The 22,968-nt window shown below is 59.4% G+C and carries 20 protein-coding genes and 1 tRNA gene; 11 read left to right on the forward strand and 10 right to left on the reverse strand.

What is annotated here, in order from left to right; genetic code table 11:
* Positions 1 to 198: 198 nt before the first annotated feature.
* The gene (locus C1J04_RS12200; protein WP_037953814.1) at positions 199 to 516 is read right to left on the reverse strand and encodes a hypothetical protein; all 318 of its coding nucleotides are present in this window, start codon (positions 514 to 516) and stop codon (positions 199 to 201) included.
* A gap of 10 nt (positions 517 to 526) precedes the next feature.
* Positions 527 to 1,303 (reverse strand): 23S rRNA (guanosine(2251)-2'-O)-methyltransferase RlmB, encoded by a 777-nt coding sequence (gene rlmB, locus C1J04_RS12205; protein ID WP_009825015.1) that lies wholly within the window; start codon positions 1,301 to 1,303, stop codon positions 527 to 529.
* A 127-nt stretch (positions 1,304 to 1,430) separates the two neighbouring features.
* On the opposite strand from rlmB, the gene C1J04_RS19350 reads away from it, so the two are divergent.
* The 3 genes from C1J04_RS19350 (at position 1,431) to C1J04_RS12215 (ending at position 4,055) form a co-directional block, all read left to right on the forward strand.
* Positions 1,431 to 1,514 (forward strand) — tRNA-Tyr (locus C1J04_RS19350).
* Between the two features lie 121 nt (positions 1,515 to 1,635).
* The gene (locus C1J04_RS12210) at positions 1,636 to 2,640 is read left to right on the forward strand and encodes a hypothetical protein (RefSeq protein ID WP_009825016.1); all 1,005 of its coding nucleotides are present in this window, start codon (positions 1,636 to 1,638) and stop codon (positions 2,638 to 2,640) included.
* 122 nt (positions 2,641 to 2,762) lie between these two features.
* The gene (locus C1J04_RS12215) at positions 2,763 to 4,055 is read left to right on the forward strand and encodes an O-acetylhomoserine aminocarboxypropyltransferase/cysteine synthase family protein (protein WP_005854311.1); all 1,293 of its coding nucleotides are present in this window, start codon (positions 2,763 to 2,765) and stop codon (positions 4,053 to 4,055) included.
* A gap of 93 nt (positions 4,056 to 4,148) precedes the next feature.
* Here the strand turns inward: C1J04_RS12215 and C1J04_RS12220 are convergent, their stop codons facing one another.
* Positions 4,149 to 4,847 (reverse strand): SIMPL domain-containing protein, encoded by a 699-nt coding sequence (locus C1J04_RS12220; protein WP_254655114.1) that lies wholly within the window; start codon positions 4,845 to 4,847, stop codon positions 4,149 to 4,151.
* 224 nt (positions 4,848 to 5,071) lie between these two features.
* On the opposite strand from C1J04_RS12220, the gene C1J04_RS12225 reads away from it, so the two are divergent.
* Positions 5,072 to 7,732 (forward strand): hypothetical protein, encoded by a 2,661-nt coding sequence (locus tag C1J04_RS12225; protein WP_009825018.1) that lies wholly within the window; start codon positions 5,072 to 5,074, stop codon positions 7,730 to 7,732.
* A 66-nt stretch (positions 7,733 to 7,798) separates the two neighbouring features.
* Here C1J04_RS12225 and hppD read toward each other — a convergent pair whose 3' ends face one another.
* A complete protein-coding gene (hppD, locus tag C1J04_RS12230; protein ID WP_009825019.1) occupies positions 7,799 to 8,893 on the reverse strand; it encodes a 4-hydroxyphenylpyruvate dioxygenase in 1,095 nt (364 codons plus the stop codon).
* 133 nt (positions 8,894 to 9,026) lie between these two features.
* On the opposite strand from hppD, the gene C1J04_RS12235 reads away from it, so the two are divergent.
* Together C1J04_RS12235 and C1J04_RS12240 are read left to right on the forward strand one after the other, a co-directional pair.
* Entirely contained in the window at positions 9,027 to 9,485 is a 459-nt protein-coding gene (locus C1J04_RS12235; protein WP_005854326.1) for an Lrp/AsnC family transcriptional regulator, read from the forward strand.
* 45 nt (positions 9,486 to 9,530) lie between these two features.
* Positions 9,531 to 11,468: a cation:proton antiporter domain-containing protein gene (locus tag C1J04_RS12240; protein ID WP_005854327.1), complete on the forward strand. Its 1,938-nt coding sequence runs from the start codon at positions 9,531 to 9,533 to the stop codon at positions 11,466 to 11,468.
* Positions 11,469 to 11,547: 79 nt separating this feature from the next.
* On the opposite strand, the gene C1J04_RS12245 is transcribed toward C1J04_RS12240, so the two are convergent.
* From C1J04_RS12245 to C1J04_RS12265, 5 genes are all read right to left on the reverse strand, one after another.
* A complete protein-coding gene (locus C1J04_RS12245) occupies positions 11,548 to 12,063 on the reverse strand; it encodes a CarD family transcriptional regulator (protein WP_009825020.1) in 516 nt (171 codons plus the stop codon).
* 306 nt (positions 12,064 to 12,369) lie between these two features.
* On the reverse strand, positions 12,370 to 12,708 hold the full coding sequence (gene fdxA / locus C1J04_RS12250; RefSeq protein WP_009825021.1) for a ferredoxin FdxA: 339 nt from the start codon (positions 12,706 to 12,708) through the stop codon (positions 12,370 to 12,372).
* Between the two features lie 52 nt (positions 12,709 to 12,760).
* Entirely contained in the window at positions 12,761 to 13,147 is a 387-nt protein-coding gene (locus C1J04_RS12255; protein WP_005849182.1) for an RNA-binding S4 domain-containing protein, read from the reverse strand.
* Positions 13,148 to 16,075 carry a helicase-related protein gene (locus C1J04_RS12260; protein WP_037953816.1) on the reverse strand — a complete coding sequence of 976 codons (2,928 nt, stop codon included), beginning with the start codon at positions 16,073 to 16,075 and terminating at the stop codon, positions 13,148 to 13,150.
* A gap of 18 nt (positions 16,076 to 16,093) precedes the next feature.
* Complete coding sequence (locus tag C1J04_RS12265) at positions 16,094 to 16,660, reverse strand: tetratricopeptide repeat protein (RefSeq protein WP_009825023.1); 567 nt, start codon at positions 16,658 to 16,660, stop codon at positions 16,094 to 16,096.
* Positions 16,661 to 16,735: 75 nt separating this feature from the next.
* Here C1J04_RS12265 and C1J04_RS12270 point away from each other — a divergent pair, with 75 nt between their 5' ends.
* From C1J04_RS12270 to C1J04_RS12290, 5 genes are all read left to right on the forward strand, one after another.
* Positions 16,736 to 17,026 carry an SCP2 sterol-binding domain-containing protein gene (locus C1J04_RS12270; protein ID WP_005849186.1) on the forward strand — a complete coding sequence of 97 codons (291 nt, stop codon included), beginning with the start codon at positions 16,736 to 16,738 and terminating at the stop codon, positions 17,024 to 17,026.
* A gap of 1 nt (position 17,027) precedes the next feature.
* Complete coding sequence (locus tag C1J04_RS12275; RefSeq protein ID WP_009825025.1) at positions 17,028 to 17,972, forward strand: alpha/beta fold hydrolase; 945 nt, start codon at positions 17,028 to 17,030, stop codon at positions 17,970 to 17,972.
* 114 nt (positions 17,973 to 18,086) lie between these two features.
* The gene (locus C1J04_RS12280; protein ID WP_009825026.1) at positions 18,087 to 19,106 is read left to right on the forward strand and encodes a ligase-associated DNA damage response exonuclease; all 1,020 of its coding nucleotides are present in this window, start codon (positions 18,087 to 18,089) and stop codon (positions 19,104 to 19,106) included.
* Positions 19,103 to 20,701 (forward strand): ATP-dependent DNA ligase, encoded by a 1,599-nt coding sequence (locus C1J04_RS12285; protein WP_009825027.1) that lies wholly within the window; start codon positions 19,103 to 19,105, stop codon positions 20,699 to 20,701. Before C1J04_RS12280 ends, C1J04_RS12285 begins: the two co-directional genes overlap by 4 nt.
* 72 nt (positions 20,702 to 20,773) lie before the next feature.
* Positions 20,774 to 22,594: a M3 family oligoendopeptidase gene (locus tag C1J04_RS12290; RefSeq protein WP_009825028.1), complete on the forward strand. Its 1,821-nt coding sequence runs from the start codon at positions 20,774 to 20,776 to the stop codon at positions 22,592 to 22,594.
* A gap of 102 nt (positions 22,595 to 22,696) precedes the next feature.
* Here the strand turns inward: C1J04_RS12290 and C1J04_RS12295 are convergent, their stop codons facing one another.
* Complete coding sequence (locus tag C1J04_RS12295; protein ID WP_005849195.1) at positions 22,697 to 22,966, reverse strand: DksA/TraR family C4-type zinc finger protein; 270 nt, start codon at positions 22,964 to 22,966, stop codon at positions 22,697 to 22,699.
* Between the last annotated feature and the right edge of the window lie 2 nt (positions 22,967 to 22,968).

Raw genomic sequence — 22,968 nt, forward strand, 5'->3', positions numbered from 1 at the left:
AGCGCCCTCGACGATAAACGTGAGGGCGCAAAGGTATGGAACGAGGGACAGTTAGGTGATCGGCGAGAGTTCCAAACTCGCCGTCATACACTGAAGGTAGGAACGATTTGCTCCATTCAAAGAGCATGTGACAAATCCGTGAAGAAACGATGAATGCGCCAGCCATTTTCCGCCGAATCTCGCTTTTGGCAGCGTAAACTAGTCAAATATATCGTCGATCACATCCGCGACTTCACGCGCGATCTTCGTCATCCAGGTTTTCTTTTTCTTCACTTTTCGATGCTTAGGCTTGCGAATAGCAGCTGCCGCTTGGGCATGTGGAAATTTCCGCAGCCCCGCCGCAGGCTTGCCGCCGGTATTGGGCTTTTCAGAATCGCGAGGGAGCGGAATTTGTTTCAGATCATGCAATGGTGCGCCGCATTGTGCGCAAGCCAGCTCGTGCCGCCCTGCCCCCAATGTCAGCGCTGCCTTGCTGCCGCAAAAACAGCATGTCGCGATTTTTGTCGGGTAACTCATGCAATTATGCTCAGCTGTGATCCCGCGACGCATATAGCGCGATTGCCGCTGCATTTGACACGTTTAGCGAACCGAACCCGCCGCCTGCGTCGATTCGGACCAGCGCATCGACGGTTTCTTTGGTTTTTTCACGCAGACCTGGCCCTTCGGCCCCCAGCACAAGCGCCACCGGACGGTCGCGCTTCCCCTCCAGCGCAGATTCGACGGTCATATCGGCTTCGCCGTCCAGACCAAGAACAAGATACCCCATCGATTGAAGCTCCTTGATCGCATCGGCTAGGTTCCGGACACGCAAATACGGCTGCCGCTCCAGCGCGCCACTCGCTGTTTTCGCAAGCGCCCCGGTCTCGGGCGCAGCGTGATGACGCATGCCCACAACCGCCGATGCACCTAAAACCTCTGCGGACCGCAGAATTGCACCAACGTTATGCGGGTCTGTCACCCGATCCAGCAGCAACACGCGCGGTGCTTCAGCCCCGATGCAGACATCCTTGAGCGTCCCCCAGCTCAGCGGTTTGACCTCTAGTACGGCTCCTTGATGCACCGACCCGGGGTCCAGCGGCGGGCGGAATTTTCTCGGATCAACGACCTCTGGTTCGATACCGGCCTTGGCAATCGCCTCTTCCAGCTTGATCTGAGCATTCGGCGTAACCATCAGCTTAATCTTTTCACGCGCGGGATTTTCCAGCGCGTCGCGCACCGCATGAAGGCCAAACAACCAAACTGTTTGGTTCACATCTGCCTTCTTTTCCTGCTCTTTTTGCACAACCCACTTAGGTTTTTTCATCGCCGAACCTTCTATCTTTCATCGCAAGGTAAAATTCCCTGCATTTCGCGCCGGTTTTCGCCTTGACGCCTATACTGCCCGCTTGTAATCACGCCTTCACATCCGGTGCAATGCACAGGGTGAAAGTGGGCGACAGGCCGCAAGGTGTGGCAGGGGACTGTAACTCCCTCGCGGAGACGCACGCCTGGTTCGATTCCAGGGTCGCCCACCACTTTCCCCTTTTCGACTATCCTTAAGTATAGCGGTACAGCCGTTTGATACATTGTGTTCCGATGTGAATTTGTGACACATCTTATGCATTTAGAACGCATACGAAATGATAGGGGTGACCCGTGTCCCATGCTTCCCGGCCGGATCAGGCTTTCAACATCGCGATCGTCGGGCAACACGGGCGGCTGGCTTATGAGGCTCTGTTGTTTGCCGCATCGCTGCGCCACCACAGCCCCCATTTTTCGGGCAACCTCTATGTGATGGAGCCGCAGCCCGGCCCGCTTTGGTCGGATGATCCACGAATCAAGAACCCCGATGTTATCAGCGCGCTCCACAACCTTGGCGCAGAGGTGATCCCGTTTGACACAAAGCACTTCGGCGGGAGCTATCCATATGGAAATAAAATCGAAATGCTCAATGCGCTTCCAAAAGGTGAGCCCTTCGTTTTCTTCGATACGGACACGTTGATCACTGGCGACCTGATGTCGGTCCCCTTCGACTTTGACCGCCCGATGGCATCCATGCGGCGCACAAACACGTGGCCTGTTCCCCAGCTGTACGGACCACAATACGCCGGTCTGTGGAAATCCCTTTACGACAAGTTTGACCTAGATTTTGACAGCAGCCTCGACCTGTCTCAGCCCGACGACTATTGGCAACGGTATCTGTATTTCAACGCAGGCTTCTTTTTCTATCGCTGCCCTCACGAATTTGGTGAAAAGTTTTTGCACTATGCTCTGGCGATCCGGGATGACGCGCCGGAAGAGCTGTGCGCGCAGTCTTTTGACCCTTGGCTTGACCAAGTCGCGTTGCCGCTAGTTATTCATGCGCTTGGTGGCGCGCGCGATACCTTGCCTGACGGGCTGATTGACGGGTCTGTTAGCTGCCACTATCGCCTGCTGCCCTTGCTTTACGCACGCGAACCGGACCACGTCGTTGACACTTTAGAAACGATTGCAGCACCAAATAAACTGAAGAAAATTTTAAAGGGTTCGGAGCCGATCAAGCGGATGGTCTATCAAGGCCGCGGTCGCAAGGCGCGGGCTCTCTTTGATCAGGACAACCTGCCGCGCAAAGAGCAGGCCATTCGGAATCGTTTGAAATCAAACGGCTACTGGATGCGGTAGCGTCGACCGCATTTTATCCGAGTCGGTAAACAAGCTCCTAAACGTGACAGAAGCGACCTACAGCTTGTGCGTTTACATCGGTTCACCTAACCATATTGAAGACAATTTTAGGGAGAACAACGATGACAGATAGCCCCAACTATGGTTTTGATACCCTGCAGATACACGCAGGGGCCAAACCTGATCCGGCGACCGGTGCGAGGCAGACGCCGATCTACCAAACCACGGCCTATGTGTTTCGCGATGCGGACCACGCGGCGGCGTTGTTCAACCTGCAAGAGGTGGGGTTCATCTATTCCCGCCTGACGAACCCGACCGTTGCTGTCTTGCAGGAACGCATCGCCACGCTTGAGGGGGGCGTTGGTGCCGTGTGTTGCTCTTCCGGGCACGCGGCACAGATTATGGCTCTGTTCCCGCTGATGGGGCCGGGCAAAAACATTATCGCCTCTACCCGTCTGTATGGGGGCACCGTGACGCAGTTCAGCCAAACGATCAAACGTTTCGGTTGGTCTTGTAAGTTTGTCGACTTCGACGACGTTGATGCCGTGAAAGCAGCGGTTGACGACGATACACGTGCGATCTTTGGCGAAGCTATCGCTAATCCTGGCGGCTACATCATGGACGTGCGTGCCATTGCCGACGTGGCGGATGCGGCAGGCGTTCCGCTGATCATCGACAACACAACGGCGACGCCCTACCTTTGCCGCCCGATCGAACTTGGCGCGACTTTGGTGGTACATTCGACGACGAAATACCTGACCGGCAACGGCACGGTAACCGGCGGCTGTATTGTGGATTCAGGCAAGTTCGATTGGTCCGCGAATGATAAATTCCCGTCGCTGAGCCAACCGGAACCAGCTTACCACGGTCTCAACTTTCACGAGACCTTTGGCGGCTTGGCCTTTACCTTCCACGGCATCGCCATCGGTTTGCGGGATCTTGGCATGACGATGAACCCGCAGGCCGCGCATTACACCCTGATGGGGACAGAGACACTTTCGCTGCGCATGGAACGCCACGTAGAAAACGCCCAGAAAATCGCGACTTGGCTCGAGAATGATGACCGCGTCGACTATGTCACCTATGCGGGGCTCGAATCCTCGCCCTATTTCGAGCGTGCGAAAAGCGTTTGCCCCAAAGGGGCTGGCGGGTTGTTCACCTTTGCGGTGAAGGGCGGATACGACGCCTGCGTCAAATTGGTAAATGCGTTGGAGATTTTCAGCCATGTCGCAAATCTTGGCGACACCCGGTCACTGATCATCCACTCTGCCTCCACCACGCACCGTCAGCTTAGCCCCGAGCAGCAAGAAGCCGCGGGCGCCGGCGCGAATGTTGTGCGCGTTTCCATCGGAACAGAGGATGCCGCCGACCTGATCGCCGATCTTGATCAAGCGCTAGCCAAAGCGACGGCTTAAGCTACGACCTATAAAAGACCCCCGCCAAAGCAACCCTTCGGCGGGGGTATGTTTACCCATTCAAACCTTCAAATGCCGCGAGTCAGCAGAGGGTTAGTCAGCCTCGGCGATTTCGAACTGCAGCGTGACTTGCGCGCTGATGTCGATCTCTCCGGTCTCGATGGGCATATCCATAGTTTTCATCTGGGCACCCCGCATTTCCATCGGGCGGAAACCCTGGCTCGATTCGGACATGTTGGTGAGTTTACCAAGCTTAACGCCAGCGGCATCTGCAAGCTGCTGCGCACGCGCCATCGCATCCTCAACGGCCCTCTCTCGTGCCTTGGCCAACGCCGCTGCATTATCCTGCAATCCGAATTGCAAACCGTTGAAATCATTCGCGCCCTCGGCCACGACCGCGTCCAGCAATTGCCCAAGTTTGCTTAGATCGCGAACCGTCACACTGACGGTGTTACCCGCCTCATAGCCCGATACTTCCACCGGGGACGCATCTTCGCGGGGGCGATTGTCATAGACGGGCCGCAGATAAAGCCCGCTGGTCTGACGGTCGAGGCCCGCGATCTTCAATGTGTCCAATTGGTCTAGAATGCCGCGCACTTTTTCAGAAGTCTGCGCCATTGCGTCCGAAGCAGAGGCCGCCCGCTCGCTCACGCCCAAGCGGATCGTCGCGGTATCAGGGGCAAGCGATACAACGCCCTCGCCATTCACGGTGATCCCCTGCGGCGCTTGTTGCGCCAGCGCCCCTGACGCGAAACCGGCACAGACGATCGCGGCAATTTTCAACATTCGCATATTCATGACCTTTTTTTACTGTGATATCCCTTGGCTTCATATGTGACCTCCCGCCTAAGTTGCCGCAAGCCTCCTCTGCGCTCCGCTCTTTTCATGAGCAAACTACTGCTCTATTCTTTTGCTGTGAACGGGCGCTCTGTTTTGCAGGCGATCCGCATGGTATTGGCAATCTGCTGCCGTCCGAATGTCCCACCGTCCCAATGCCTCTAGTCAAAAGCGTTCCAATGAAGCCCAATTTTGCACTGTCTCTCTCCTTCGAAGGTATTCGCCTGCTGCACCGCGCTCCTGATGGATGGCGGCAGGTGGGCGAAGTGGCCGTCGACGCCGAGGATATGGCCGCCCAACTGGCCGCCTTGCGCAGTACCGCCACCGCGCTAGAGCCGAGCGGCCTGCGCAGTAAGCTGCTGATTCCGAACGATCAAATCAAATACATGACGATCGACACCGCAGGGCTTAGCGATCAGGCGCGGCGCGAACAGGCCGAAGTGGCCCTTGATGGCGCGACGCCCTATGCCGTCGAAGATCTGGTCTTTGACATCAGCAATGACGGCCCCCGCACGCATATCGCCGCCGTCGCCCGCGAAACACTGGCCGAGGCCGAAGCCTTCGCGACCGAGCATCGTTTTCACCCCGTCAGCTTTGCCGCCCAGTCCGACGATCATGATTTTACCGGCGAGGCGTTTTTCGGCCCAACAGACTCCGCCCCCAAGTGGTTGGAGCCGGGCGATTCTGTGGAGCGTGACAAAGGGCCATTCGTTATCCTGGGCGATGTGGAACTGCCGCCGGAGGATACTTCGCCGCCGAAAGGGGGCACGGCTGATGAGGCGGAAAACCCCGGTAAAGCCGATGATGTGACGGCGGATGCGTCGCACCAGGGTGACAGCACGTCGGATGCTCCGGCGGCTGATGCCGCACAGCCGGACGCAAAGACGGCTGATGCGCCTCAGCCTGCAAGCCAGAAACCAGCAGACGCCCCCGCGCCCAAAGCGGCAAAGCTTGACGTGCCTCGCGTTGCACCCGCGTCCCCCTCGGTGACGCCCCCGCCAAGCAAGGCGTCGCCCCCCGCCCGCGCCAAAACGCCCGAAGCGTCAGCTGGAAAGGCACCGGCACCCGCGGCACAGAAACCAGCCGCCCCTTCTGTTGAAAAAAATGCGGCAGCGACACCCAAGCCCGCGCCCGCCGTGTCCAAAGCCCCGCCCGCGGCACCTGCCGCTACCAAAGCCCCCGCGGATTTTTCCAGCCGACGCAGCGCGCCCATCGTCACGGGTGCCGCCGCGCGCGGTAGCGTGCAGCCTTTGTCGCACACGGGCGGGCCGGTCCCCGATAGCAGTTCGTTAACCGGTGCCAAACACACACAACCTGCCAAGTCGTCGCCTTTCGGCTTTCTGAAACGCCGCAAGCCCCGCGCGACACCACCTCCGCCCAAACCAATTGCCGCAAAAGCGGCCCCCATTCCCGGCAAGGCCCTTGCCACGGGGGCCAGCGAAGTCGACCAGATGACCGTTTTCGGGGCCCGCAAAGAGCAGTCCATCGGCGGCAAGCCGCGCTTTTTGGGGCTGGTCCTGACCGCAGCTTTGCTGGTGTTCCTCGCGGGCGTCGCAGCTTGGGCGTCTGTCTTCCTTGATGATGGGTTAGCGCTTTCGCGGCTTTTTGGCAGTCGTGACACCACGCAGACCGCCTCTGCCCCACCGGAGCCGGTGGTCAAACAGCAAGTGGAAAGCCGCGAGGACCCCATCGCACCGCAGGCCGCGCCCGAGACTACGGCTGACACCACTGTCGCCGCGCTTGATCCCACGCTCAGCGATGAGGACGGTGCGGTTTTGGACGCGATGCGCGTGCCACAGCAGCTGCAACCACGCGAGCTGACCCCGCAGGAAATCGAAGCGAAATACGCGACAACCGGCATTTGGGCCATCGCGCCAAAGACACCAAAGGCGCCGTCGATGGTGACGCTGGATGATCTGTTCATGACCAGCATCGATCCCGTCAGCACCTCGAATGACGCTGTTGCACTGCCGACGCTCGCGTCCTTTGGCGGGGATACGGTCGATATCAGCTCGGCCCCTCCGGCGGCGGCAGGCACGTCGTTCACACTGGATGATCGTGGTCTGGTTGTTCCAAGTCCGAATGGCACGTTGAACGCGGATGGGGTTTTGGTTTTCGCCGGGCAACCGGCCCGTGTGCCCCCTGCGACCCTCGCCCGCCCCGGTGCGGTCGAAAAGGAAGAGGTCGAGGATACGGTTGTTGCGGCCCTGCTCGGCTTTCGCCCCAAGCTGCGCCCCGAGGATCTGCCCGAACAGAACGAGCGCGCCAATCTGGGCGGGGTGACCCGCAACGAGCTTGCCGCATTCCGCCCGACCCTGCGCAGCGCCGACGTCATCAAAGCCGCCGCTGCAGCCAAACAGGCCGAGGTTGACGCCGCAGCAGAGGCCGCAGCCGCCGCGATCAAAGCCGCCTTGCCGCAAGAGCCCGTGAACAACGCGACGCAATACGCGACAGAAGTGTCCAAGCGACCAGACACGCGCCCCGGTAACTTTTCGCGCATCGTACGTCGGGCCGAACGGGCGCAGCCTGCGCCTGTGACGGTCGCCAGTGCGCCGGCTGCGGTCACGCCGCAGGTGGTACAGCCTTCCCTGCCATCGAAAGCCTCCGTATCGAAGCAGGCAACTGTGAAAAATGCGATCAAACTGCGTCAAATCAATCTGATCGGAGTCTACGGCAAACCCTCAAGCCGCCGCGCCTTGATCCGGCTGAGCAACGGGCGGTACCAAAAGGTTGCCGTCGGGGATCGTCTGGATGGCGGCCGCGTCTCCGCGATTGGCGAGGCCGAATTGCGGTATAACCGCCGCGGGCGCGATGTCGTCCTCAAGATGCCCCGCGGCTAAACCCCGCAAGATCTGACTGCTCGCCACATGAAAAAGCCGCATCCGAAGATGCGGCTTTCTGTCGTTTCAGGCTTCGCTCAACTCGCCACTGTCGATTTGTTCTTGCTCGATGCTCTCGAACAGCGCCTTGAAGTTCCCTTCGCCAAAACCGTCGTCCCCTTTACGCTCGATAAACTCGAAGAAGATCGGCCCAATGACAGTTTTCGAGAATATCTGAAGCAAAATGCGGGTTTCGCCGCCATCCACGACCCCTTCCCCGTCAATCAGGATGCCGTGTTTCTTCATCCGATCAAGCGGCTCTTGGTGGCCGGTGACGCGATCCTTGCTCATCTTATAGTAGGTCTCGGGCGGGCCGGGCATGAATTTCAACCCGTTGTCCGCAATGGCATCCGTCGCATCATAGATGTTCCGCGCGCCCACGGCGATGTGCTGGATCCCCTCGCCGTTGTATTTCTTGAGATAGGCCACGATCTGCCCCTTCTCGTCGCGATCCTCGTTGATCGGGATACGGATGCGGCCGCAGGGAGATGTCAGCGCACGCGAGGTAAGGCCGGTAAACTTGCCTTCAATATCGAAAAACCGGATCTCGCGAAAATTGAACAGATCGCCGTAGAACTTGAACCAGACGTCCATGTTCCCCTTAAAGACATTATGCGTCAGGTGATCGAGATAGTAGAAACCGACACCAGCGGGTTTGGATTGCGCGATCCAGTCGTATTCCTCGTTATAGGGCGACGTGTCGTAATACTGATCCACAAAGTAGATTAAAGACCCGCCGATCCCCTTGATCGCGGGCACATCCAGCACCTTGCCTGCGCCTGTATATTCCTCCGCCCCTTTGGAAACAGCGTGGTCCAGCGCCTTTTGCGCATCCACAACCCGCCAGCCCATCGACGGCGCACAGGGGCCATGCTCGGCCACAAAGCCTGCGGCAAAGCTGTCAGGGTCAGCGTTCAGCACATAGGTAATGTCCCCCTGCTGCCAGAGTTCAATTTTCTGCGTTTTGTGGTTCGCCACATGGGCATAGCCCATACGGGTAAATAGATCGCGAAGCTCCTGCGGGTCGGCGCTGGCGAATTCGACGAATTCGAACCCGTCGGTGCCGGCCGGGTTTTCATCAGTGATTTTGGATTTTTCGGCGTCATGCGGAAACGGACCCATGAGATGCTCCTTTGATAGCGTTCGTGCGCAGTCTATCGCCGGAACCACGCTATCTTTGCGCAAACATACAAGTGTGACTGGCTATTCGCGCGGGGTTGACGCATGGTTTTATCATTCTATGTGAGAATACCGCATGACATTAGATGATATCGATAAACGCCTGCTGGCGGCGCTGCAAAAGAACGCGCATCTCACTGCTCAAGAGTTGGGAGAGAAGCTGCACCTATCCCCGTCCCAAGCAGGTCGGCGGCGGCAAAGGCTTGAAACCGAAGGGTATATCCAAGGCTATACGGCCCGGCTCAACCCCGAACGGTTGGGGCTGACGGTACAGGGGTTTGTGCAGGTCCATCTGGGCACCCACGGGCCCGAACATTCCGCCAGTTTTGCGCGGCTTTTGGCCACCCGCCCCGAAATCGTTAGCGCCTGGACGATGACGGGGGATGCGGATTATTTGCTGCGCGTCTATTGTGCAGACCTGCCCAGCCTGAACCGCCTCATCCATGATGTGCTGCTCCCCCATGGTGCTGTCGCAAAAGTGCATAGCCAGATCGTTATGGATCAGCTTAAACGAGACGGGCCCTTGCCCACCTGATTGACCCGCTCGGGGCCTGCCCGACACAAAGAAAGTATGCCCCTTATGGAAGGTTTCCTGTTTCAAGCCTCGATCTATCTCGCTGCGGCGGTGATTGCGGTTCCCATCGCATCGCGTCTGGGGCTGGGGTCGGTGCTGGGATATCTCGCCGCGGGGATCCTGATCGGGCCGGCCTTCGGGCTGGTTGGATCGGAGACCAAGGATTTGCAGCATTTCGCCGAATTTGGTGTCGTGATGATGCTGTTCCTCATCGGGCTAGAGCTTGAACCCCGCGCCCTGTGGAACATGCGCCACCGTCTGCTGGGGCTTGGCGGGATGCAGGTCGTGCTTAGCGCTGCGGCGCTGATGGGCATCGCGATGGCTTATGACCAACCGATGGGTGTGGCGATTGCGATCGGCCTCACGCTGTCGCTGTCGTCAACAGCGATCGTGCTGCAAACCCTTTCAGAAAAGGGTTTGATGCAAACAGCGGGTGGACGATCCGTCTTTTCGGTGCTGCTGACGCAAGATATCGCGGTGATCCCGATCCTCGCGTTCCTGCCGCTGCTTGTGGCGCAGCTGCCCGCGCAAATGCGACCGGACGGATCGATCTCGGTGAACCCCGAGGATGCCGCCCACGGGGCAGAGGCAGCCTCGGGGCACGGTCCTGCGGCGGCGGGTCATGGTGCGGAAACCGCGCAGGCGGCGATTTCACTGGTGCAGGGGCTGCCGGGTTGGGCCATAACGCTGGTCACCTTGGGTGCCATTGCCGGGATCATCATCACCGGCGTGTTTTTCACCCGCCCCGTTTTCCGGTTTATCCACGCTGCCAAGCTGCGCGAGATGTATACCGCTTTGGCCCTGCTGATCGTCGTCGGGATTTCCTTCCTGATGATGCTGGTGGGCCTGTCGCCCGCGCTTGGGGCCTTCCTTGCGGGCGTGGTACTGGCCAGCAGCGAATTCCGGCACGAACTGGAAACCGACCTTGAGCCGTTCAAAGGGCTGCTGCTGGGGCTGTTCTTCATCACCGTGGGGGCGGGTATCAACTTTGACCTGCTGTTCGCCGATACGATCATCATCGTCGGGATGGCGCTGCTGGTTATTCTGGTGAAGGGCCTGATCCTTTACGGCCTTGGCACCCTGTTCAAGCTGCAAGGGCGCGACCGCTGGCTTTTTGCGCTAGGTCTGGCGCAGGCGGGTGAATTCGGCTTTGTGCTGGTCAGCTTCTCGGTCGCCACGGGGGTCATGCCCAATGACGTGGCCGAGACATTGTTGCTGGTCGTCGCCCTATCGATGCTGATCACGCCGCTGCTGTTCATCACCTATGACCAGATCAGCAAACGGATGGATACGAAATCCGGCCCCATCGTTGCGGACGAGATTGACGAGCAGGGCACCGTGATCATCGCGGGTGTCGGACGGTTCGGGCAGATTGTGAACCGTCTGGTGCAGGCCAGTGGCTTTCGCACCGTCGTTCTGGACCACAACCCCGAAACCATCGCCGTCATGCGCCGCTTTGGCTTCAAGGCATTCCTGGGCGATCCGACCCGCGCTGATATTCTGCGCAAGGCCGGTCTGCGCGATGCCAAGGTTCTGGTTGTCGCGTTGGATGATCCCAAGTCAGCCTTGCAGCTTATCGCCTATGCGCGCAAGGAACGGCCCGACCTGCATATCGTAACCCGCGCCCATGACCGGACAGATGTGTACCAACAATACCAGGCCGGCGCGAATGACATCGTGCGCGAAATGTTCGACAGCTCGCTTCGGGCGGGGCGCTATGTGTTGGAGAATCTCGGGCTCTCCGACTACGAGGCGGCAGAGGCGCAGCGGATGTTCTATTCGCACGACCGTGCGTCTGTGCGCGAGCTGGCGGCCCTGTGGCGCCCTGACATCCCACCAAGCGAGAACAAAGCCTATGTGGCGCGCGCGAAAGAGCTGCAAAAGGATCTGGAAACCGCTTTCCTGAACCGAATTGACCAAGAGGATAAGACCCAAGGGTCGTAGCCCCCCTCGCCCTTCAGACACCAAAAAGCCGCGCCCGATATGATATCAGGCGCGGCTTTTCAAAATTTAACGGTTGCGATCAGGCAGCGGCGACGCGGCTTTCCAACACATCACCGACCTGCTTGGAGGCCGCCAGTTCGTCCCCACCGGCGACGGCGGCAACTTCACGGGTCAGTCGCTCAAGCGCGGCTTCATACAGCTGACGCTCGGAATAGCTTTGCTCGCGCTGGTCGTCGGTGCGGTGCAGGTCGCGTACGACTTCGGCGATGGCGATCAGATCACCGGAGTTGATCTTTTGCTCATATTCCTGCGCACGGCGCGACCACATGGCGCGTTTGACCTTGGCCTTACCCTTGAGGGTTTTCATCGCATGGCTGATCACATCAGGGCTGCTGAGCGCGCGCATGCCAATTTCCGTCGCCTTATGGGTGGGCACCCGCAGCGTCATCTTGTCTTTTTCAAACGCGATCACGAACAGCTCCAGCGAGATGCCCGCGACTTCCTGCTCTTCGACCGAGATGATCTGACCAACGCCATGCGCCGGATAAACAACGAATTCATTCGGGCGGAAATCTAGCTTCTTCGACTTGCTCATACAGTGGCTCCTTGGGCGCGGGGACGGCCCGCATGGGTAAATATGCTGTCACAACGACAAAGGCCGACCGGCCCAAAGAGCCGTCAGCCTCATTTCATAACTTCAGATGTTCTGGTTCAACCTGTGCAAAACGGTTGAGATTTGGCGCGTAGGTATCATCATTTGCGACAACGTATATCACAAAATTAGCCCCCCCGAAAGCGGGGGGCCGCATAGATTCGATCAAATACGTGTTAATCGAATAAATAAAGGGGATCAGGTGGCGTCACACGCAGCGATCACCCCATGCACCCAAGTGCGAATCGCTTAGCCGCCTTCGCCGGGTGCTTCAGAGAAATACTTCTCGAGCTTGCCTTCTTCACCATCGCGTTTCTCTGCCTCGGGCAGCGGGTCTTTCTTGGTGATGATCACGGGCCACAGTTCGGAGTATTTGCGGTTGAATTCAACCCACTTCTCCATGTCCGGCTCTGTATCGGGGCGGATCGCGTCGGCGGGGCATTCAGGTTCGCAAACGCCGCAGTCGATGCATTCATCTGGATGAATGACCAACATGTTTTCGCCCTCATAGAAGCAATCCACCGGACATACTTCAACGCAGTCAGTGTATTTGCAGGCGATACAGGCATCGTTAACGATATAGGTCATAACATCATCTTTTATGGCAGGTTTAACGCAGGAGATACGTCAGCACAGCGTATCATTCAAGGTGGCGCGCCCGAGAAAGATCAAGCACGCGGCGATCACGCTTACTGGGGCGCCCTTTTCCCTCAAATGCCGGATTTTCAGGTTGTTTTTTCTCGGATCGGGGGACCGGCGGGGACAGATCGGTGTAAAGCGTCTGCGCCTCGGGGGCCGGACCACGGCGGGTGCCGATGCCCTCTATCTGGATCACCCGCACATCGTCGCCCATAGCAAAGGTCAGCACATCGCCAACCACAACCAGCGTCGCACGCTTTTGCGCGACGCTGCCGTTGACCCTGACGGCCCCCGCTTGCACGCGGGCAGCCGCCAGAGAACGCGTTTTATAAAACCGCGCATGCCACAGCCATTTATCAAGCCGCAGCTTTGTCGGCGCTTCGGACAATTACTTGTTGTCTTTCAGCCCCATCAGCGCAGCGGCGAATGGGTTGTCGGGGTCGATCGGCTTTTCGGCACGGGCGGGCTTGCTGCTGAACTTCTGGGCTTTACCGCCCTTATCTCCACGCGGTGCACCCTTTTTGCCACGCGGTCCGGGCTTCCCCTTCCCTTGTGGGCGATCCCCGCCGCCGCGACGCTGGCCTTGGGCATTGCCACGAGGTGTGCGTCCCCAGGTGAAGACATAATATGTCTCAAGCTCGGCACCTGCGATATCGGCGTCAGGCGCAGTACCTTGGGGGTTTTCCTCGGCAGGGGTGTCGGGGATGTGGTCGTCGACCTCTGGTGTCTCGGCCAGTTCCTCGACCATCGGGGCGATCCCGTCATCGGGCATATCCGCGGTTGCGGGCACAATGTCATCCGCCTGAGCAGCCGCCGGATCTTCGACGATACCACCGGCTGGTTGCTTGTCCGCGACATCCATCACGGGCGTCTCGGCGTCTGCGCCTTTGTCGGCAGCCATCGGTGCACCGTCATGAGGCACGACAGTATCAACGGCTTTCACCTTGGTGCGCTCGGCCTTTTCGGCCTTATAGCCCAGACCTTCCATCAACGTGGCGAATTGTTCGAGCGTCATACCCGTGATCGACAGCATATCGGCCTTCGCCTCGAACCCGCCACGCGAATCTTCGGAGCGCAGCATATCGGCCAGACGTTCCAGCATATCGATACGGATCGCGCGTTCACCCGCGTTGCGGTACCCAGCCATCGTCGCAGCGCCTTCAGGCGCGCTTGTGTCGACGGGGATGGTGACCAGCCCAGGGGGCGGCGATTCAGGGAATTCGCTCAGCCCCTTGGAAATCGACCACAGCACCAGACGCAAACGGGTCGGCGCAGGCTTCAGCAACAACGGCATAAAGATGGTGAACTGACCAAAACGCAAACCATGCTTGCGCAGCGCGCCACGGGCGTCCTGATCCAAGGCTTTCACCTCGTCCGCCACATCAGCGCGTGGCAAAATACCAAGGTTTTCAACCATGCGGAAGGCAAAGCCACGGGCCAGACCGGTCAGCGCCTCATCCTTGGACAACGCGATCAGTGGCTCGAACAGGGCTGCGACCTTGCGGTCGATGAAATGCTGCAAACGGCGCTGCACTTTTTGCGCGACCTCGGGGCCCGCAACGTCATCGACGAAGACCTCGACACCGGGCTTCAGCGGATCGGAGCCCGCAACCAGTTTACCCACGGCAGAACTGCCCCACATGAGGCCGCCCTGCTCTGTGAAATCAATCTCTGTATCAGGCGCGTTGTAGAAACGATCCGCCCGCAAATGGAACTGAGGAGCCAGCGCCTGCAACGATGCAGCTTTGATCGTTTTATCTTCGGCAACGCCTGCGCCTTTGTCTTGGCGAAAGCGGAACCCGTCCAGCTTGCCAACAAATTCGCCTTCAACGGTTACTTCACCGGTCTCGTTTACTTCGGCCACCATGGCTTCCTTCTGTCCTAGCCGGCGCAAAAGCACGGATGTGCGCCGATCTACAAATCTTTGGGTCAGACGCTCGTGCAGCGCATCCGACAGTCTGTCTTCTACGACACGCGCCTCGTGTCGCCAATGGCTTTCGTCACCTGTCCAGCCTTTGCGCTGTGTCACGTAGGTCCAGGTGCGAATAAACGCCAATCGTTTGGATAACGCATCAATGTCGCCATCGGTTCGATCTATGCGTTTAATTTGCCGCGCCAGCCAGTCGTCGGGGATGGAGCCGCGCTGATGCAGGAAGTTGAAAATCTGCTCCAGCAGGCTGGCGTGCTCTGCATGGCTTATACCACGAAAGTCGGGAATCCGGCAGACGTCCCACAACAGACGTACTGACGGCCCATCGGTACAGCGCGCCGCGATCTCGGCATCCACGGCGAGATTCTTGAGCGCCCGCAGATCATCGGCCTCGCGCGCTTTGAACAACCGCTCATTGTCCGGCGACATTTCAAGCGTCTGGATCAGCCGGTCAATGGACCCGAACTGCAGCGACGGGTTGCGCCAGTTGAGCTTGTTCTGCGGTGTGAACTGATGATCCATAATGGCCCGCGCGACACCATCATCAAGCGGAGACGCATCGCCCGTGACACCGAATGTACCGCTTTTAAATCCACGTCCTGCCCGTCCGGCAATCTGCGCCAGTTCGTTCGGGGCCAAGGGTCGCATCCGACGCCCGTCAAACTTGCTGAGCGCCGAGAAAGCGACGTGGTCCACATCAAGGTTCAGCCCCATCCCGATGGCATCCGTGGCCACCAGATAGTCGACCTCGCCATTTTGATACATGGCGACCTGCGCGTTGCGTGTGCGCGGGCTGAGCGCGCCCATAACCACCGCTGCACCACCCTTCTGACGCCGGATCAGCTCTGCAATCGCATATACATTCTCAACCGAAAACCCGACGATCGCACTGCGTGGACGCATACGACTTATCTTTTTCTGACCAGAATAGATCAATTCGGACATTCGCTCGCGCCGGATGAACTGCGCCTCTGGCACCAGCGCCGCGATTGAGCCACGCATGGTGTCGGACCCCATGAAAAGCGTCTCGTGTTGACCGCGCGCGCGCAAAAGACGGTCGGTAAAGACATGCCCCCTCTCTGGATCCGCACAAAGCTGGATTTCATCGACCGCAACCAGATCAGCGCCCATGCCTTCGGGCATCGCCTCGACGGTGCAGACCCAATATTGGGTGCGCGGCGGCACGATCCGCTCTTCGCCTGTGACCAGTGCCACGATGGACGGGCCACGCAGGGCAACGATGCGGTCATAGACCTCGCGCGCGAGCAAACGCAGCGGCAGCCCGATCACCCCCGTGCGATGCGCCAACATCCGTTCAATTGCATAGGTCGTCTTGCCTGTATTGGTCGGGCCCAAAACGGCCACGACCCTGCTGTCACCTGCCACCAGAAATTCCTTAGATCGTTAAAGCGTGCGCCCGATGCCGTCGCGCCGCAGCCCGTCGAGCGCCCTTTGCGCGTTATCATGGTGAGGGTTAATGCTTAACACTCGGCGATAGAGATCGGCAGCCGCCCGCAGATCGCCAAACTCCTGCAGGATCGCCCCCAGACCGAAGATGGCGTTATACTGCTGCGGGTTCAAGGCAAGCGTCGTTTCCAGATCATCGATTGCAGGGCCATAGAGACCTGCGGCGAAATAGGCCTGTGCACGGGCATGATAGCCTTCGGCAAAATCAGGGGCGTGATCCGTCAGAGCTGTCAGATGGGCGATCGCCAAGGTGGTGTCCCCCTCTGACATGGCTTCGCGACCACGGGAATACAGCAAATCCATCGCGGCCGAGCCGGACCGCGCCCAAGCGCGCTGCACATCACGTTCGATTCGCGCCGCCTCTGCCGCGGGGGCATCGCGTAAATCCTGCAGCAATTCCGCCGCCGCGGGGGGCGACATTTGCGCGAAACTTATACCCCCAAGCAACACCCAGAGACCAAGTGCCGCGACGGTATGTTTGAGGTTGACGATGCGGTTGCCCATAACAAGAGTGAATGTAACAGGCTGCCGCCACAATTCCAGACGTGTCGGCACCATTTGCCAAGAAAAGGGCGTATGATGAGCGATATTGTGAACCAAGCTGTAACAGTGCTGAACGAAAAACTGGCGGGGGCCGACTTTGACGGCACAGCCAAGTTCGACATCGAAGACGAAGGCACTGTCATGATGGATTCGACCGGCGCACGCGCCGCGGATGAAGATGCGGATGTAACCCTTTCTGCTGACGCAGAAACTTTCCAGGCGATCCTGTCCGGCGATACCAACCCGACCGGTGCCTTCATGAGCGGCAAGCTCAAGATTGACGGCGACATGGGCATGGCGATGAAGCTGGCGTCCGTCCTCTCCTAATATGCTGGAAACCGCGCCCTTTTTCACCGACATTGCGCCGCTGCCCGAAACGGGTCAGGCGCATTGGGCCGAGACATCGGATGGTAAAAAGCTGCGCGTCGCGCATTGGCCGCTGGACGGGGCAAAGGGCACCGTGCTGCTTTTCCCCGGCCGCACCGAATACGTGGAAAAATATGCGATGACCGCAAGCGCCTTTGCGAAAAAGGGGCTGGCGGTCATGGCGATTGATTGGCGAGGGCAAGGTCTGTCGGACCGGTTGATCCCCGACCGTAACATCGGCCATGTCGATGTCTTCTCTGACTATCAAAAAGACGTGGCGGCCATGATGCGGACAGCCCGCGCCTTGCAGCTGCCGCGCCCGTATTTCCTGCTGGCGCACTCCATGGGCGGGGCCATCGGCCTGCGCGCCTGTATGGAGGGTCTGTCGGTGCAGGCCGCCGCCTTTACCGCGCCGATGTGGGGTATCCATATCGCGCCGCACATGCGTCTGGTGGCGGCCGGGCTGACACAGTTGATGCCGCGCATCGGTCAGGGCTACAAGCTGCCCATCGGCACGCAGGCGGCATCCTATATCTCGACCGCGCCGTTCGAGAACAACATGCTCACCACCGACCCCGAGATGTACGAGATGATGCGCACGCAACTGGCGGCCCATCCCGAACTGTCTTTGGGCGGGCCCAGCTTTATCTGGCTCCGCGAGGCTTTATCCGAGACCAAGCATCTGTCCCTGCGCGCTGCCCCCAGCCTGCCCTGCGCCACATTCCTCGGGTCCAACGAACGTATCGTGCACAAGGGCCGCATCCACGACCGTATGGAGACTTGGAAAGGCGGTAAGCTGCATATCATTGACGGCGCAGAGCACGAAGTGCTGATGGAAATCCCCGCCACCCGCGACAAAGCGGTGGATGAGATGGCGGCCCTGTTCTTTGGGAACGCCAAAAAATAGCGCGGATCGCGGGATGAACTTCCGCCTTTAACCTACTGTTATTACCACATAATACTCGGCATCGGCGAGGATTTCCTCACCCACCCTGTTCAAACGCGCGCGCCCCGCTAGCTTATGCGCATGGCCAAGCAACCTGTTCTGACATTCAACGAAAACGGCATTTATTGCCCCGCGGGTGATTTCTATATCGATCCGTGGCGGCCTGTGGACCGCGCTCTGATCACCCACGGGCATTCCGATCACGCCCGTTGGGGCATGAACCGTTACCTTGCCACCGATATCGCCCTGCCCGTCATGCGCCATCGTTTGGGCGACATCACCGCTGACGGCATCGCATATGGCGAGGTGCGGCAGATCGGCGGGGCGCAGGTATCGTTTCACCCCGCCGGCCACGTCCCCGGCTCTGCCCAAATACGCGTTGCGGTCGACGGCGAGGTCTGGGTTGCCTCGGGCGATTACAAGGTGGTCGATGACGGGCTGTCCGACCCGTTCGAGCCGGTGAGATGTCATCACTTCATCACCGAAAGCACCTTTGGCCTGCCGGTGTTTCGCTGGGCCGAGCAAGCCGCCGTGGCGGCAGAGATCAACGCATGGTGGGCAGGCTGCGCGGCACAGGGCAAAACGGCGTTTCTGGGGGCTTATGCCTTGGGTAAGGCCCAACGTTTGCTATCGATGCTCGACCCCGGCATCGGCCCGATCCTGACCCACACCGCGACCGAGAACACTAACCGCGTCATGCGCGATCAGGGGATCACCCTGCCCGACACGATCCTCGCCGATGCGGACCTGAACCCCAAGGATCACCGCGGCGCGATTGTGCTGGCCCCGCCCGGTGCCTTGGGCAGTGCGTGGTCGAAAAAATTCGGCCCGCAGGAAACCGCCTTTGCCAGCGGATGGATGGCCGTGCGGGGTGTACGTCGACGCCGTGCGGGCGATCGCGGCTTTATCATCTCGGACCATGCGGACTGGGATGGGCTGCTGTCAGCGATCAAAGCGACAGAAGCCGAAAACATATATGTGACACATGGTTACACCGATGTCTTCAGCCGGTTTCTGGCCGATAGCGGCTGGCAAGCGCAGGTCGTTCCCACCCAGTTCGAAGGTGAGACCCTGGATAAGGACGCAAGCGAATGAAACGGTTTGCCGCGCTGTTCAACGCCATCGACCAAAGCACCAAGACGACAGTGAAAGTCGCCGCACTGGCCGATTATTTCAGCGCGGCACCGGATGACGACCGGCTATGGACCATCGCCCTATTTTCCGGCCGCCGCCCCAAACGCGCCGTCACGACCACCAAGCTGCGCGAATGGGCCGCCGAGCGCGCGAACATCCCCCTGTGGCTGTTCGAGGAAAGCTACAGCATCGTTGGCGATCTGGCCGAGACGATCACGCTCGTTCTGCCCCCCAACCCGACGCAGGATGATCAATCGCTTGCCGCGTGGATCGCGGCACTGCGCGAGATTTACACCCAGGATGAAGAGGCCCGCAAAGCCTTTGTTCTTGACGCGTGGGCGACGCTTGGCGGGACCGAACGATTTATCTTCAACAAGCTGATCACCGGCGGGTTTCGGGTGGGCGTCAGCCAAAAGCTGATGACCCGCGCCCTGTCTCGCGCCACAGGCAAACCCGAGCCCGAGCTGGCGCATCGCCTCATGGGCAACTGGCACCCCGACGACACCACATGGCACGGGCTGGTAGAGGCCGAAGATGCCTCTGCCGACGCATCGCGCCCCTATCCCTTCTATCTGGCTTATGGGCTGGAAGCCGAGCCGCAAGAGCTGGGGGATCCGCAAGACTGGCGAGCCGAATGGAAATGGGACGGCATCCGCGGCCAGTTGATCCTGCGGGACGGTACCTATTTCGTCTGGTCGCGTGGTGAAGAGCTGATGACCGACCGCTTCCCCGAGCTCGCCCGTGCGGTGGACTTCATGCCCGACGGCACGGTTCTGGACGGCGAGCTGTTGGTCTGGCCCGACGGACAGCCTGCGCCATCATCTTTCAATGCGCTGCAAGCCCGGATTGGCCGCAAAACCGTGCCGAAGAAACTGCTGGCCGAAGCCCCGGTGGTGCTGCACGCCTACGACCTGCTGGAATGGCAGGGCGAAGATATTCGCTCCCGCCCCTTTGCCGAGCGCCGTGCGCTGCTGGAACAGGCCTGCGCCGCCCTGCCCGACGATGCGCCGATCCGCCTGTCGCCGCAACTGACCTTCCCTACATGGGATGCGCTGGCCGACCAACGCGCCACCGCACGCGAAGCGCAGGCCGAAGGGGTCATGCTGAAACGTGCCGACAGCCCCTATCTGGCGGGGCGTAAGAAGGGCGATTGGTGGAAATGGAAACTGGACCCGCTGACCATTGATGCGGTGATGATCTATGCCCAATCCGGGTCAGGACGACGCGCCAACCTGTTCACAGACTTCACCTTTGCGGTCTGGAACGGCAATGATCTGGTGCCCTTTACCAAAGCCTATAGCGGCCTGACGGATGCCGAGTTTCGCAAGATCACGGCTTGGGTGCGAAAGAATACGCTCGAACGGTTTGGTCCCGTGCGCAAAGTGACCCCGCATCATGTGTTCGAGATCGCATTCGAAGGCATCCAGCGCAGCACGCGGCATAAATCTGGCGTCGCCTTGCGCTTTCCGCGGATGCTGCGCTGGCGACAGGACAAGCCCCTGCAAGAAGCCAACACATTGGCCGATCTTGAAGAAATGCTGCGGATTTACGGCTAATCCGCGCCGCCATCGCCTTGCTTTGCCGCGGACCCGTGCTTAGGTAGATTTAACGTCAAAAAGAGGTTTTTCATGTTTCAACTGCCCGTCCCCGTCCTTGATGCCAACGCCGGTTCCGGGGCCTCTGCCTTCGGCAAGCTGCCTGAGTGGAATCTTGACGATCTGTACACCGGTGAAGACGCCCCCGAGCTCAAGCGCGATCTGGACTGGCTTGAAGAGGCCTGCCGCAGCTTTGCCGAAGATTACGAAGGCAAACTGGCCGAACTGGATGCGAACGAATTGCTGGAGTGTGTGCTGCGCAATGAGAAGATCAACCAGATCGCCGGACGCATCATGTCCTACGCGGGGCTGCGCTATTACCAGCTAACCACCGATTCTGGCCGTGCCAAATTCATGTCGGACGCGCAGGAGAAGATCACCAACTTTACCACGCCGCTGGTGTTCTTCACGCTTGAGCTGAACCGGCTGGAGGATGATCACCTTGCCAACGTGCTGAGCCAAAAAGCGGATCTGGCGCGGTATAAGCCGGTGTTCGACCGTATCCGCGCGATGAAAGATTACCAGCTTTCCGACGAGATGGAAAAGTTCCTGCATGATCTGGGCGTCGTCGGCGACGCATGGGAACGTCTGTTTGACGAGACCATCGCCGGACTGGAATTCGAGGTAAACGACGAGCCGCTGAACATCGAAGGCGTGCTGAACCTGCTAACCGACCCGTCGCGTGATCTGCGCGAAGCCGCGGCGCGCGAATTGGCAGATGTGTTTCAGGCCAATATCCGGACCTTTGCCCGCGTGCATAACACGCAAGCCAAGGAAAAAGAGGTCATCGACCGGTGGCGCGGAATGCCCACACCGCAAACCGGCCGCCACCTGTCAAACCACGTTGAGCCCGAGGTGGTCGAAGCATTGCGCGATGCGGTGGTCAACGCCTACCCCAAGCTCAGCCACCGCTACTACGAGCTGAAACGAAAATGGCTGGGCCTCGACACCATGCAGGTCTGGGACCGCAACGCCCCCCTACCGATGGAAGACCCCAAAACCGTCAGCTGGGAACAGGCCGAAAAGACCGTCATGGACGCCTATAACGCCTTCGATCCCCGTATGGGCGAAATCGCGGCCCCCTTCTTTACCGAAGGTTGGATTGATGCAGGCGTCAAACCGGGTAAAGCCCCCGGTGCCTTTGCCCACCCCACCGTGACCGACGTGCACCCTTATGTGATGCTTAACTACTTGGGCAAACCGCGCGACGTGATGACGCTGGCGCATGAGCTGGGCCACGGCGTACATCAGGTGCTGGCCGCGGGTCAGGGCGAGATGCTATCCTCCACACCGCTGACCTTGGCCGAAACCGCCTCGGTCTTTGGCGAGATGCTGACCTTCCGCAAGATGCTGGACGGGGCCAAGACCAATGCCGAGCGCAAAGTGCTGCTGGCCGGCAAGGTCGAGGATATGATCAACACGGTCGTGCGCCAGATCGCCTTTTATGATTTCGAATGCAAATTGCACGACGCCCGCCGTGGTGGAGAGCTGACACCAGACGATATCAACGCGCTGTGGATGTCGGTGCAGGGCGAGAGCCTTGGGCCAGCGTTTGAATTCATGGACGGCTACGAGACCTTCTGGGCCTATATCCCCCACTTCGTCCATTCGCCCTTTTATGTCTATGCCTACGCCTTCGGCGACGGCTTGGTAAACGCGCTGTATGCGGTCTACGAAGAAGGCGAGCCGGGTTTTGAGGACAAGTATTTCGATATGCTGAAAGCGGGCGGATCGAAGCACCACAAGGAGCTTCTGGCCCCCTTCGGGCTTGATGCCTCTGACCCCGCGTTCTGGGATAAGGGCTTGTCGATGATTTCGGGCTTCATTAATGAGCTGGAAGCGATGGAGGATTGATCCTGCGGGAAGGCATAAGAGTTTAATGCCTTCGGCGAGGATTTAAGACCATCTGGAAATTGAGCGGGGCGGTGCAGATGCAGCGCCCCGTTTTGCTTTTGGCTATTTCAGCTGGCTGTCTTTGCTGCCGCGCCGGTTGATGCCACCGCGGGCCTGCGCCAGTCCGTCCCGTTCGCGCACGCAATCAATGCAGAGCTTTACGCCCGGCAAAGCTTGCCGGCGCGCCTCGGGGATCGGTTCTTCGCATTCGGCGCAATGGGTGCGGCTTTCGCCCTGAGGGGCCTTGCGCGCCTTGAGGCGGGCCAGCTCATCGTTAATCGACGCTTCGATCTGTTCACTGACAGCGCCGTCTTTCGCCCATCCTCCGGCCATGA

The sequence above is a fragment of the Sulfitobacter sp. SK025 genome (genome assembly GCF_003352105.1).
In the GTDB taxonomy this organism is placed as follows: Bacteria; Pseudomonadota; Alphaproteobacteria; order Rhodobacterales; family Rhodobacteraceae; genus Sulfitobacter; species Sulfitobacter pontiacus.

Bases quoted from the DNA above. Each gene is read 5' to 3' on its own strand.
- fdxA (WP_009825021.1), bottom strand. From the start codon at position 12,708: ATGACCTATATCGTTAACGATGCCTGTATCGCCTGCAAATACACTGAC.
- C1J04_RS12220 (WP_254655114.1), bottom strand. From the start codon at position 4,847: ATGCGAATGTTGAAAATTGCCGCGATCGTCTGTGCCGGTTTCGCGTCA.
- C1J04_RS12280 (WP_009825026.1), top strand. From the start codon at position 18,087: ATGCGCATGGCCAAGCAACCTGTTCTGACATTCAACGAAAACGGCATT.
- C1J04_RS12265 (WP_009825023.1), bottom strand. From the start codon at position 16,660: ATGGGCAACCGCATCGTCAACCTCAAACATACCGTCGCGGCACTTGGT.
- C1J04_RS12290 (WP_009825028.1), top strand. From the start codon at position 20,774: ATGTTTCAACTGCCCGTCCCCGTCCTTGATGCCAACGCCGGTTCCGGG.
- hppD (WP_009825019.1), bottom strand. From the start codon at position 8,893: ATGGGTCCGTTTCCGCATGACGCCGAAAAATCCAAAATCACTGATGAA.
- C1J04_RS12295 (WP_005849195.1), bottom strand. From the start codon at position 22,966: ATGGCCGGAGGATGGGCGAAAGACGGCGCTGTCAGTGAACAGATCGAA.
- C1J04_RS12215 (WP_005854311.1), top strand. From the start codon at position 2,763: ATGACAGATAGCCCCAACTATGGTTTTGATACCCTGCAGATACACGCA.
- C1J04_RS12200 (WP_037953814.1), bottom strand. From the start codon at position 516: ATGAGTTACCCGACAAAAATCGCGACATGCTGTTTTTGCGGCAGCAAG.
- C1J04_RS12240 (WP_005854327.1), top strand. From the start codon at position 9,531: ATGGAAGGTTTCCTGTTTCAAGCCTCGATCTATCTCGCTGCGGCGGTG.
- C1J04_RS12285 (WP_009825027.1), top strand. From the start codon at position 19,103: ATGAAACGGTTTGCCGCGCTGTTCAACGCCATCGACCAAAGCACCAAG.
- C1J04_RS12235 (WP_005854326.1), top strand. From the start codon at position 9,027: ATGACATTAGATGATATCGATAAACGCCTGCTGGCGGCGCTGCAAAAG.
- C1J04_RS12270 (WP_005849186.1), top strand. From the start codon at position 16,736: ATGAGCGATATTGTGAACCAAGCTGTAACAGTGCTGAACGAAAAACTG.
- rlmB (WP_009825015.1), bottom strand. From the start codon at position 1,303: ATGAAAAAACCTAAGTGGGTTGTGCAAAAAGAGCAGGAAAAGAAGGCA.
- C1J04_RS12275 (WP_009825025.1), top strand. From the start codon at position 17,028: ATGCTGGAAACCGCGCCCTTTTTCACCGACATTGCGCCGCTGCCCGAA.
- C1J04_RS12225 (WP_009825018.1), top strand. From the start codon at position 5,072: ATGAAGCCCAATTTTGCACTGTCTCTCTCCTTCGAAGGTATTCGCCTG.
- C1J04_RS12245 (WP_009825020.1), bottom strand. From the start codon at position 12,063: ATGAGCAAGTCGAAGAAGCTAGATTTCCGCCCGAATGAATTCGTTGTT.